At 39.2% G+C, this 12,034-nt stretch carries 10 protein-coding genes; 1 reads left to right on the top strand and 9 read right to left on the bottom strand.

All coding sequences use genetic code 11. The features are described from left to right. Positions 1–88: IS3 family transposase (locus ACNSTQ_RS19365; protein ID WP_418201429.1), on the top strand; the 88-nt coding region annotated here is incomplete at its 5' end. A gap of 425 nt (positions 89–513) precedes the next feature. Here the strand turns inward: ACNSTQ_RS19365 and ACNSTQ_RS19360 are convergent. The 9 genes from ACNSTQ_RS19360 to ACNSTQ_RS19320 all read right to left on the bottom strand — a co-directional run bounded on the left by ACNSTQ_RS19360 (position 514) and on the right by ACNSTQ_RS19320 (position 12,019). Continuing rightward, positions 514–2,529, bottom strand: coding sequence for a methyl-accepting chemotaxis protein (locus tag ACNSTQ_RS19360; RefSeq protein ID WP_418201426.1), 2,016 nt, complete (start codon positions 2,527–2,529; stop codon positions 514–516). A 277-nt stretch (positions 2,530–2,806) separates the two neighbouring features. Further along, on the bottom strand, positions 2,807–4,096 hold the full coding sequence (locus tag ACNSTQ_RS19355) for a DUF4179 domain-containing protein (protein ID WP_418201425.1): 1,290 nt from the start codon (positions 4,094–4,096) through the stop codon (positions 2,807–2,809). Continuing rightward, positions 4,089–4,634, bottom strand: a complete 546-nt coding sequence (locus ACNSTQ_RS19350; protein ID WP_418201424.1) for a sigma-70 family RNA polymerase sigma factor — start codon at positions 4,632–4,634, stop codon at positions 4,089–4,091. Before ACNSTQ_RS19350 ends, ACNSTQ_RS19355 begins: the two co-directional genes overlap by 8 nt. A 572-nt stretch (positions 4,635–5,206) precedes the next feature. Beyond that, entirely contained in the window at positions 5,207–5,383 is a 177-nt protein-coding gene (locus ACNSTQ_RS19345) for a hypothetical protein (protein ID WP_418201423.1), read from the bottom strand. 11 nt (positions 5,384–5,394) lie between these two features. Then, positions 5,395–6,741: a YeiH family protein gene (locus ACNSTQ_RS19340; RefSeq protein WP_418201422.1), complete on the bottom strand. Its 1,347-nt coding sequence runs from the start codon at positions 6,739–6,741 to the stop codon at positions 5,395–5,397. Between the two features lie 280 nt (positions 6,742–7,021). Next, positions 7,022–7,738: a hypothetical protein gene (locus tag ACNSTQ_RS19335; RefSeq protein WP_418201421.1), complete on the bottom strand. Its 717-nt coding sequence runs from the start codon at positions 7,736–7,738 to the stop codon at positions 7,022–7,024. A gap of 604 nt (positions 7,739–8,342) precedes the next feature. Then, positions 8,343–8,801, bottom strand: coding sequence for a hypothetical protein (locus tag ACNSTQ_RS19330; RefSeq protein WP_418201420.1), 459 nt, complete (start codon positions 8,799–8,801; stop codon positions 8,343–8,345). Positions 8,802–9,042: 241 nt separating this feature from the next. Beyond that, a complete protein-coding gene (locus ACNSTQ_RS19325; RefSeq protein ID WP_418201419.1) occupies positions 9,043–9,846 on the bottom strand; it encodes an N-formylglutamate amidohydrolase in 804 nt (267 codons plus the stop codon). Positions 9,847–9,877: 31 nt separating this feature from the next. Next, a complete protein-coding gene (locus ACNSTQ_RS19320) occupies positions 9,878–12,019 on the bottom strand; it encodes a M20/M25/M40 family metallo-hydrolase (RefSeq protein ID WP_418201418.1) in 2,142 nt (713 codons plus the stop codon). Positions 12,020–12,034 lie beyond the last annotated feature (15 nt).

The raw sequence follows: 12,034 nt of genomic DNA, 5'->3' as shown, positions 1-12,034 counted from the left end.
CCGCCATTATAACCATACTAGATATCAATGGAACCTAAAAAAGATGACTCCTGTGCAATACAGAAATCACCTTTTAAAGGTGGCCTAAGCCTTTTTTAAAAATGTCCTTTACAAAGGGTACCTTTTAATCATACTATTCTCCTTTTTTTAATTATTGCTGTATATATTAATGATTTATATTGATTTTAGGCTTATCGGGTTTCTCTCTCAAGTAATAAGGCTCTAACTCAAACCATATGAGTACAAAAAGTGTAATGGTTTACGCCATCTCCTGTTATTTTCTCATGGTTGGATCCAACGATGGTATTGGTTACTCAATTCCCCACATTTCCCCTTTACCGAACACTATTCAGTATGTTTACAAAAATTGGGTCGAGCAGAACATAGAAGTAACGTGACGTGGTATGTCGTTTACTTCTCCACCGGTTCATTCATAAAAGTCAGCAAGGTGCGACCGTCTCTACCATAAAAACAGCCCATCCATGCTTTAAGCGGCATGAATGGGCTGTTTGTTTATTTTACTTTGAATTGCTTCACAAGTTCTAGTAACTGGGAACTTGCTTGGTTTAGTTCTTCTGCAGAACTCGCTACTTGTGTTAATGCGTCTACTTGTTGGTCACTTGCGGCATTAACCTCTTCAACGGATGCAGATGCCTCTTCTGCGACAGCCGCGATATTTTGAATGCCGTCGATTACCATATCTTTTTGATCTGACATGACCTCTACTTCGGTGCGGATCGTCGATAGAGACGAAACAATGTCTTCGATGGAAGCGACAATTTGTTTAAAAGCAGCTTGTGTGTCATCGACTGCTTCGGTTTGTAAGGTGAAAATTTCTTTTGTTCGATTAATCTCCGATTTTACTTTTTCAGATTGCGTAAAAATTCCGCTTATCGTTTCACTTACTCTTACTGTTGCTTGTGATGATTCCTCGGCTAATTTTCGAACTTCATTGGCTACAACGGCGAAGCCTTTTCCGTGTTCTCCTGCTCTTGCTGCTTCGATACTCGCATTTAAAGCAAGTAAATTCGTTTGTTCAGATATGCCATTGATTGTACTCATTACATGTTCAATATCGGTAATTTTTTCATATAAGCCGGTTACTACATTTTCCACATTGTGAAGTACTTCATTGGCCTCGACTGTTTTTTCCTGTAACGTATCTACTTTTAATGTCCCGTTTTCACTGACTTGTTTCGTGCTGTTCGATACGGTTTCCATTGAATAGGTTTCTTTTGTGACTTTTTCAATTTGATCTGATAATTCCATGGTTCGGTTCTTCATGTCTTCTACATCGTCTACTTGCTTTACTGCTCCACTTGCAATTTCAGCAACAGCCGAAGAAACTTCTTCACTAGATGCAATCGATTCTTCCGATATTGCACTTAAACTCTCTGCGGAATTGTTAACTTCATTGGCAGATGATTGAACAGATTGAATTAGTGCTTTCATGATGTTTGTCATTTCGTTAAAGCTATTCGTTAACTCACCGACCTCATCTCGTGACTTCGTCGTGGCTACGACTGTTAAATCACCGGCCGCAACTTTGCGTACATGGGATTGTAGTGCTTTTAATGGGTTAGTTATATTACGAGAAACAAAATAAGCTACGATGAGCGATAACGATAACATGACAAAAGCAATCATTACAATCTTATTACGTATGTCATATAGGTCAGCCAGCATATTATCGATGATGTACACAGCATTCACTTTCCACCCTGTTGCCGAGACTGTGCTGTAATACATAAATCGATCTAAACCATCGAAATGGTAATGGATATAACCACTTTGATCTCCTGAAAGCATTTGTCTAATTGTTTCATTTTCTGAGAGATCTTCCCCTGTTAAAGTTGGGTGAACAAGAGCGGTTCCATTTGCATCAAAAAGCGCAGCGAACCCTTGATAGTTTACATCTACTTGGTTCACGATCGCAGTTAGACCATCTAGTGAAATATTCATTCCAATGACGCCTAGAAGATTTCCAGTTGCGGGATCTAGTACCGCTTTGGCTCCAGTAACGATTAGTTCGCCATCTTCTGATGCAGATTGGTAAGGATCGGTCCAAATGACTTCGTTCGGATTATTTTGTGCTTGAATGTACCATGGTCGGATTGTGGGATCAAAATCATCTCCTAAGCTAGTTGCAGGAAACGTTTCCATCACCTTTGTTGGCGTACCGATAAATGATGCGTCAATACTTTCATACATTTTCATATACGCTGAAAAACTCTCACCAATTGCATTGTGCATTGAAGAAATCGTTTCACTGTCTTCTTCGTTTATGGCTGTGTTGTAATCGATCATTCGTTGATCTTGACTAAACATCATTAGTTGGTTCGCAAATCCTTCAAAGTATTGATTTGTATATCTCGTAATCTCGTTAACAACATTACTTGCTTCATGCTGGGTGCTGCTTTCTATAACGTTTCTTGTTTGATTGTAGGTAACATAAGAGACTGTTACTATAGTCACAACTAACATCGCAGCAATTAGCACCATGATTTTGTTCTGTATTTTTTTAAACATGATGTTCTTCCTCTCTTATTTATTCTCAAAAAATAGTATATCAGAAATATTTGGTAACTGGTGCTTTTATACTATATTCATATAGTTTATATTAGTCTGAAAGTTTTGGGTATTTTCGTTTTGAGTAGGTATATAAAACTACTAATGCGTACTATAAGATATCCGTGTCAGAAGAACTCATAAGAGAATGTTTGTTTCGTTCAGTAAAAATGGTACCAGGTACCTGTCAATTTGGTCGACAGGTACCTGGTACCATTTAAAAGGTGCCACATACCGATTATTTTATTGGTATAACAATGGTCTTGTTGTATCTTTTCATGTAGTGCATTCCTTCTATTACTAATAGTTCGGGTTCGCCTACGGTGTCAAACAACAAGGTTCGTTGTTTTAAAATCGTTCCGTCATCTAGTTTTAATTCGGTTTGGTTGACGATCGTCCGTAACTCCGTAATTTTATCCCGTGCTTTTATAGAGACACCGTCCAGCATCACGTCATCTTCTGTTGCAATCGTTATTTCTGTTCCAGTTGTGGTTGTTGACACGTCAGTGATCCATAATAATTTCCCGTCAAAAAGAGAAATTGGGTTTTCGCCAGTCTTTGCAAGGTTGATCGTTTGGTCTAGTTTTTCATAGCCAACAAACTGCTTCATGACGAGTTCTAGTGACTGTAATGGCTGAGGTAAGGCGTCAAAGCGGATATCAAAATTAATGCCTCTTATAGAAGAAGTACTTCCGCCTCCTAGTTGTTGTACGACTTCATCATTAGCAACTAAATCAATACCACCTAATGCATAGTTGACGCGATCAAAATTATCAACTTGTAACTTTCCGTCAATCACCGTCATTGTCGGTGTGGCTGTAATCGAATGAAAGGTAACTTTTCCTTGATCGACGTTTACAGTTTTTCGAATCGACTGTTTAATTTCGGTTTGCATCGCTTGATTTGGATTGTACGGGAAAGAAATGGTATCTTCGATCGTTTGGCCGTTTAGTGATTGATACGAGAATTGCAAAGTTAATTCTTTTGAAAAAGGACTAACGTGTTCAAATGACATCATTCCTTTGATTTCATTCTCCTCTTCATTGAGTAGAGATTGACCTCCAACGGCAATAGAGTTGGTTAGAAAGCCAGTCATTCGGTAAAACCGGAAATGATCGTCATAAGAAAGACCGTTCGGATTGGTTAATGTATAGTACAGGATCAGCTGATTGGCATCGGTCATAATTCCGTCCACTGTGAACATCGTTCCGTCTGCTAATTGTTTTTGCTTATCTATGATTTGGCCCATCTCTTCTTCATTTAGTTCTTTTAATGTACCTGTGATGACTTCATCAAAACCAAACAGTTTCTTCCCGTAATAAGCAAATCCATTGTAATGATAGCCAACAATCACCATGAAAAGTAAGGCGACAGCTGCAGCACCGAAAAGCGGTGTTTTGCGTTTCGGTTTTTTAACCGTCGTTCGGTTCTCTAGTGCTCCTCTCAATCTCGCTTCTAGTTCCTCAGGTGCTGTCATGTTATCCAGACGCTTTTTTTCTTCTTCTAAACGCTTTTCGATGTTACTCATCCACCTCACCCCCATAGTGTTCTCTTAGTTTTTTTAGACCTTGAAAAACTCTCGATTTCACCGTACCAACAGAGACATTTGTCATCACTGCTATCGTTTGATAGTCAAGGTCGTGAAAGTATTTTAATTGAATCGCCTCTCGTTGATGGTCATTTAAATGAAGTAACAGTTGTTGAATGTCGATTTGCCTTTCTGTCCGAACATACGGGTTCACTTTTAGCGCATGCCCCGCTTCACTTTCATTCGTCATACTCCATTCTTCAATGAGGACGATTTTCTTTTGCTTACGGAGTAGTGTTTTACAGCAGTTCACTAAGATGGTTTTGCTCCAACTATAGAAGGCGTCTTCGTTTTTTAGTTGATCAATTTTTTCATACAGTGTTACGATCATTTCTTCCATCGCATCCATGGCATCGTGTGAGTTCCCCATGTAGGTGAGAGCTAACTTATAGTACACATCTTTTTCAGCCATAATTAATTGCAGCAATGCTTCTTTGTTTCCTTTTTTCGCTTTTTTAACTAATCGAATGACATTCATGCCTTCACCTCTCTTCCTCTCCCCTATAAGAGTCCTCAGCTTTTAAGAAAGTTCATTTTTAAATAAAAAAATTTCTTACTGTAGCTTCTTCGGTAATGGGGTCTACTCTCTGGGCCGACGCTATCGTTGCTAAAATGATTTTTGTGAGCTGTCTTTCCTTATAATGGATATATTGGGCATGTATTTGAGTTTTGTGGTCTGTTTTTTCCTTATACTGGATAAAGTGAGCGCAAAAAGGAGTTTTATGGTCAAAATTCCCTGAAACTGGATAAGTTGAGTACGAATATCGTTTTGAAATCTTTTTTACATAGAATTATTTTCAATTAATTTAGATTAACAATCTATCATTCTTTCCAAACACTCTCTTATTATAAACTTATTTTCAGCTAAAAAAATAAGGCCAAAAGCTTTCAGCAAGCTCTTGACCGTTGTTATTTTTATTATGATTCCACTGTATAAAGCTTAACGTAGGATGGGCGTGGGAAAATTTGTGGTGGCTGTTGGTCGATTTCTTCTGAAGTTCCCCGTTTTTTATGTGCGTGTTTATAGGCATTTGTTGTTTTCCAATTTTCTTATCCCTGCGTCTTCTCGTTCATTTTCTCATACATCTCGTTAATCTCAGGAACATTCATCCACCAGATGTCGCCTGCTCCAGGTTCATCTGAAGGTGCTCCAGGTAAGAGGTGCAATACAGACGTTACTACAAAAATAACGACGACAAAACCTATTAAATTCAAGATTTTTTTCATCATTCCATCTCCTAGAATGGTAGTGTGAAGAAGGTTCCACTAAAGAACACCCAAGCTGCAAGTAACGTTAAGATGATATTGAACAGCTGACCGACGATGTATAGAATGATAGGTTTACCACCTCTAACACCTTTAGCTAGTTCTTTAAAGTTGGACTCTAAGCCAATGCTGACAAAGGCTAATGTAAAAAATAAGCCACGATAGCCATCTATGGTTGGTAAGGCTGCTTCAACCGTTTGATCCGGTAGTAGGAATGAGAAAATCAGTGAGGCACCGATAAACCCTAAAATAAACTTTGGCATACGCACCCAAATTTCTTTTCCAGAAATTTCCTTCTTGCTAGTCGTCCCTTTGTTTTCAACGCGTGATACAAAGAAAATGGCAATCGCGACCGCAACAAATCCAATTAAAATGTTTTGTACCATTTTAATGACGGAAGCGACTTCCATAGCTTCATCGCCTAGTAAAGAACCGGCGGCAACTACTGCTCCTGTTGCATCAATTGTACCACCAAGCCAAGCTCCTCCTACGATCGGGTCCATACCAAACAACCGAACAAGTGCAGGCATCCCTAACATCATTAAGATTGTAAAAATTAATGTGATCGAAATTGCCAGTGTAATTTCTTCTTTTTTCGCCTTGGCCGCAGTTCCCGATGCAATTGCTGCAGATACACCACACACTGCTGTTGCTGATGAAATGGTTATGGCTAATTCTTTTTGGTCGTTCATTTTTAAGTAACGCTGCGAGAACCAGTACATCACAATAATAACGATCGGCGTGACGACCCAAGCGACCCCAACACCTAACAAACCAAGAGCTAACATACGATCAAATAAAATTGAAGCGCCTAGTAAAACTAATCCAGCTTTAATATACAACTCTGTATGCAAAACGCTTTTTAAAAACGCCGGTGTTTTTAAAACATTACTTATAAATAACCCGATGGCTAACGCCCAGATGACATCGTTAAACCCGTAATGACGCCAAGGTCCATACTGTCCAAGTACGTATGCAAGTAAAGTTAATGCAAAAAGAACTGGAAATGCCACAAGAAACTGATTACTAATTTCCTTTTTTAAAAAACGAATCGCTAAGAAAAAAATGAATAACGCTACAATTCCGGTAATGACAACAGGTATGAAACCTTCACTCGGAATCGTATTTAAAATCCCTTGTTGATCCCCTGATCCCCAGCGAGCAGGTAATGTAGGTTTAGGTATAAAATTGATAAGGACTAAAACTATAACGCCAAAGCCTAACCAAACGGCCCACCAATCTTCAGTGTTCCAATTTCTTTTCTTTCCTTCATTTGAAGGTTCTTTCACTTCTTGTGGTCCTTTTAGGTTTGATAACATTCGATGATCCTCCTACAATAATATTGTCTACTCTTACAGAAGAAGGACCTCTGGTTTTTCCAGTCAGCACTTTTATATCCGAGTAATCTTATACGTTTTATAATATTACTATACTTTAATGTGTGTCAATACTTTTTTTGGAATTAAAATTCTTTTTTTCCATCCTGTGGATGATTTCAAGTTTGATAGACTTTCGCCATTGATTTAGGGTCGTAAAATGATAAATGACACGATAACTAAAAAGACTAGGAAATCCGATGATATCCTAGCCGTCCGCTTCTTAATTTGTATTCTCTAGTATTTTCCGTATTTGGTTGGTATACTTCTCATCTAAATGGTCTGTACTGTAATGGAAATTGTCCATACTCGCCACTTTTGGGATGTTTATGTTTACGAGTTGAGTATCGAGTTCAGCAATCATGAAATATTCATGCTCATTGTCTTTTACCCCGCCGACCTCTGTTATATCGATTTTCGTACCATCTTTTAATTCAATAACATAATAGAATTGTCCCTTTGAATGGGTAAAGGGCAGGTAAAATTGGTCACCATACACACCCGTATTGATCTCAACAATATCATGGTAGCTATATTCCTTCCCCTTAGGTGCTAGATAGGAATAATCGATGATTTTAGTAGTTGTAATAACAGTGACAGAAGTTAAGATAATGTAAAACAACACGATGTTGATCATCACGACAGCGAAGTAAAGTCGCTTCCTAAATTTCCTTCCCCATGGTTTCTTTACTGGAAACGCTTCTATTTCAACTGATTTTTTCGTTCGTCGATTAAGCATGTAAAAGAAACTTAAAATAAGGAGGATTTCGTAAACAATCACGAACCTTGAAGCAGGATATTTAAAAACCCACATCACGTACTCTTCAGGTACAAACAACATACCTTGTAACGCTACAATGATTATATAAAGCGCGATCGTTAAGGTAACGATGACTATGATAGCTAATGTGTATAAAAGAAAGGATTTAAAAATTCTCAAGTTAATTACCTACATTTCTTCTAATCTATTGTTTTGTTTTTGCAATTGAAGCCGTTAGGTCTCACCGTAAAATTCAACAAGATGTATAAATCCTACCTTTTTCACAAGGTAGTTTCTCAGTTCGCCTTGCGTCGCTTTTTCAATGCGGTAAACTTTAGGTGACTGAGAAGCCCTTATTTCCTCTAAATCTACCATTTTCCTAATGTTAGGGCACTGAGAGGCCCTTATTTGTCACTTTTATTGTGTGAATGATGGATTTTACAGAGAATAAGAACTTCTGAGGTCCCTAAACTCTTGAAAATACTGGTTTTGTCACAAATAAGGACCGTTGGAGACCGCTTCCGTTCCCCCGATGCTCAAGAGTTTAAGTCAACTATTTTGAGTTGTTGTTTCTTTTGAAAAACAAAGCTTTCAATATTGTTTTTATAATAGACTCAGTCTCTGCATGTGTTCTGATTTCTTCTAAAAAAGGGAAATCCGTTGGGGCCACGGATAGTTTCGCCAGTGGCTTTACATTTTGTTCACATACCCACTCATCTCCAATTCCACCTCGTTTAAACTGATCTTTAGGCAAAATATATATGGTACCAGGTGTCCAAATGTCCTATACATCTTCATTATTAATAGAAAAATAATAGTAACGTCTGATGCCTTTCTTTGTTGGAACAGTCAAGCAAAGATTTCTTAATGAACCTGCATAGTCTCTTCGATTTTTAACAGAAAAAAATAATGACCATACGCCATCACTTGCGGCAAACACAGCTTTTATTGGCCTCCCATTAAAAAGCGTACTTTCTTTTGGTTCGAAGCTATTGATTACGGGGTTATTAGAACCATGCACTAATACATTTTTATTCTCAATGATATAATTTAAAAACTGATAGACCGGGTAGTTACTTTTATAAGAAATAGACTTTCCTTCACCTGCTAGTATTGAATGGTGATATATGTCATCAAACTCATTCTTTGCTTGCGCCGGCAACTCTAGTTCTTCTATATTTAATAATTGAAGTCGATCTAATAGATACCGTTTAAGACGGTTTTGTATGGTATGGTCTCTCATACACCCTCCTCATAGAAAGGAAAATAATTAGCGTTATATACATATTTAACCATATTGGAAATTGAATGTGTAAGGAAAAATTAAATATCAATTAAAAAAACCAACAGTTAGTGTTCTACTCTAACTGTTGGGGGTGGGTACCTTGATAGCCTTTTTTAAGTCTCTTATTATAGGTTTTCAATAGTAACGGGAACTCAATTGAAACATTCTTCGTGTGTGAGTGATCAGATTAATCTATACTCTACTCCTCAACCAACTCCTTAAATACTTCATACAAATCATCACGGAACTTTTTGAGTTTGATTTGCGTTTTCTTGGGCGGGATGACTTTTAGTTTTTCGGATGGTTCGGGTAAATACATACGCCGGTTGATTTCTATTTGGATCCACGGGATGTTTCCTTTGTTGCCGTGATGCCTCGTAATATAACCGCCCGCAAATGGTTGATTGAGTGTGACGAGTGGCATTCCTTCGGCTTCTTCTTTATATTCACTGAATTTGTTTTCAAGTAACGCCTTCAATTTTTCCATTATTTCAACAGGTGCTGTGATCGGCTCGCCTTTCGAGTGGCCGGTTTCAGACCCGCGGTTACCGAGACAAAACAGCGGGCGCTTCTCCCAATTCGCCCCTATGGCTACGGGACCGACATCGAGCATCGTATGACAGTCAATTCCTAACACAACGTTAGGGTTGGTGGCGGCGGCTTCTAGCTGTTTATGATAATTCGAATAGTAACTCTCTAATAACACTTGAATTTCCGCTTGTGATAAACTTCCATTTTCTGTATTCCAGACCGGCTTTTGGACGACAGACAACGTTTTGACGACGCCATCAGGATTTTGCGGTGGCAGATCCTGTCGGTCACGGTTCATATCAACGACAATCCGAGCGATGGGTGTGGTGACAAACTCTTCCACCATACCATTAAAGTCATAAATCTCATGAGACCATGTGTCACAATCAAGCAAAACTTCTTCGGGTGTAAGCAAGCATTTCTTAATTAGATTGGTTGGGATCATCAGTCCCCCGTGGGGAACTGATATCACAATAGGTAATTTCTTTTTCGTATCTTTCATCTTATTGTTCTAGTAAAAACAACCCGAGTAATAAAGAACGTTGAATTAATTCACTTCGATGGATCGCTTCGGTTGGTGTATATAGATGTTTACTAGCCGGCGCGAACCCACACACCACCGGGATATTCGTTGGGATTTCCCCAGCAGCCGTCGCTAGAAGACTCGACTCCATTCCAAACGGCAAGTTCCATTTACTGCTTAATTCTTGAAGTTGTGCAATCACCGGGTTATTATGCTTACGTAATAATGGCGGTCGTTCGACTAATGTTTCAACATAAGCTCGCATGCCGCTAGACTTGGATGTAAACGTTTCTCGGATTTGTTTTTCAACATCTTCCGCTAGCTTTTCGTCTACATACGTGACAACGACTGTCGCATGAACTCGATGTGGCAATAACACACTATAGCGCTGCGAACGTACGTCTTGAACGGCAACAGTTAATTTTTTATTACGACTGCTAAATTTCTTAAGCTTTTCTGCTTTTTGAATAAAATCACTAAGAACATCAGTCTCATTCGTTTGTTTCCCGATTCGCATCGGATCGCCTTCTACAATAATGCTATATTGTTTTGAACCCCGTCGTTGGTCGGCAATTTTCCCATCTGTAAATCCTGGTTGAAGGACAATGACTTGTTTTGATTTTTGCGCTGCTTTACGTAAGGTAGAGTTGCTGTAGCGCATCCCTCTTCCTTCGTCCGAATAAAAATAGACACCGACTTTCTTTTCTGACAGTAATCCTTGTGCATGAAGTGCTTCTAAAGCCGTTAATATTGTAACGAGACCACCGCGACTCGAAGCCACACCTTCCCCGTAGATCCACTCTTGCTCGGTACGGTATGGAATCGGAAAGCCTGTTCGCTCTCCAGGGATATCGATTGGAATCACGAGTAACGTGCCATCTTCAAAGCCCTCTTTTGTTTCCCAAGTCCAAGCCGATCGTCCGTTCGTATGTTCTTCAACAAGTCGTAAGTCTAAAGCTTTTAACCGCTCTTCTAAACGTCTGCGGATCGTACTTAACCCGACAGGATCTTCCGTCCAGCTTGAAATGTTTGTCCAACGTTTTAAATCAGCTTCAATTTTATCGCGTTTTTGTGTAATCGCTGAGATAAGCTCTAGTTGGTCTTTGCCTTCTTCAATATTGTTGTCGAGAAAATACGGACCAAAATAGCGTTCATTCGTGATATCGATCAGCTTGTTCATTAAGTCAGCATAGCTTAACCCCATCGTTTCAGCAGCGAAAACAAAAGAGCCGTCAGCACCTAAGCTTGCCATCGAATTCACTTCTAGAATATACGGTTTTCCATCTTTATCGATACGGAAGTCAACACGGGCACTGTCATAGCAACCTAATGCGTTAAACGTATCGATCGCAAGCTGTTGAATTTCTTTTGTTTGTTCTTCAGAAAGCGGCGCTGGACATACCTTTTGTACGGTCCTTCCGCTTTTGTTCTTTTTATCTTCGTATGTATAAATCTGTTCTCCTTCACCGAAGACCAGTTCGACAGGCAGAAGCGCTTCTACCGGGTTATTTCCGAGTAGACCGACATTGACTTCACGACCTTCGATATATTCCTCTACTAATGTAGGAGCGTGGAACGTTTCATAGATGAGTTGAACCCCTGCTCGCAGCTCTTCTTCATTGTGAACAACTTTAAGTCCGAATGAGACCGCTTCATCTTTTGGTTTTACAATGAGTGGATAGTTTAAGTTATCCATGATCGGCGATTCCGGCTTTTCCATGACGGTAAATCTAGGTGTAGGAAGTCCTCTTTGAATTAAAATCATTTTCGTAACGACTTTATCGAGTGCCAAAGCGTGTGTTTCTGGTCCTGAACCGACATAAGGAATTCCGAGCATTTCTAAAATTCCGGGGATGTGCATATAGCGTCCTTTTCCTTGAATACCATAGCTTAAGTTAAAAACAAGACCGGGCCGTTCGCCGGATACGACAGATGGCATGAATTCTTCTAATTTCGCGATGATGTTTTTATCTCCTTCAAACGTCTTCACTTGATGACCGCCAGCAACTAAAGCCTCCCTAATATTTCGAATCGTTTCAAGACCGTATTTCTCCCGATTTTGCTTTCCGAATAAATTGATAACAGCTTGACTTTCACGGTTATACACAATCGCGATTTTCATTGCACCCTCACCCTT

This window comes from Alkalihalobacterium sp. APHAB7, from assembly GCF_048323755.1.
GTDB lineage: Bacteria > Bacillota > Bacilli > Bacillales > Bacillaceae_F > Alkalihalobacterium.
Note: the sequence above shows the minus strand (reverse complement) of the source record. Positions and strands in the feature narration are given on the sequence as shown.

Excerpts from the sequence above, each read along its gene's own strand:
- ACNSTQ_RS19340 (WP_418201422.1), bottom strand. The coding sequence starts at position 6,741 with ATGTTATCAAACCTAAAAGGACCACAAGAAGTGAAAGAACCTTCAAAT.
- ACNSTQ_RS19330 (WP_418201420.1), bottom strand. The coding sequence starts at position 8,801 with ATGAGAGACCATACCATACAAAACCGTCTTAAACGGTATCTATTAGAT.
- ACNSTQ_RS19360 (WP_418201426.1), bottom strand. The coding sequence starts at position 2,529 with ATGTTTAAAAAAATACAGAACAAAATCATGGTGCTAATTGCTGCGATG.
- ACNSTQ_RS19350 (WP_418201424.1), bottom strand. The coding sequence starts at position 4,634 with ATGAATGTCATTCGATTAGTTAAAAAAGCGAAAAAAGGAAACAAAGAA.
- ACNSTQ_RS19345 (WP_418201423.1), bottom strand. The coding sequence starts at position 5,383 with ATGAAAAAAATCTTGAATTTAATAGGTTTTGTCGTCGTTATTTTTGTA.
- ACNSTQ_RS19355 (WP_418201425.1), bottom strand. The coding sequence starts at position 4,096 with ATGAGTAACATCGAAAAGCGTTTAGAAGAAGAAAAAAAGCGTCTGGAT.
- ACNSTQ_RS19320 (WP_418201418.1), bottom strand. The coding sequence starts at position 12,019 with ATGAAAATCGCGATTGTGTATAACCGTGAAAGTCAAGCTGTTATCAAT.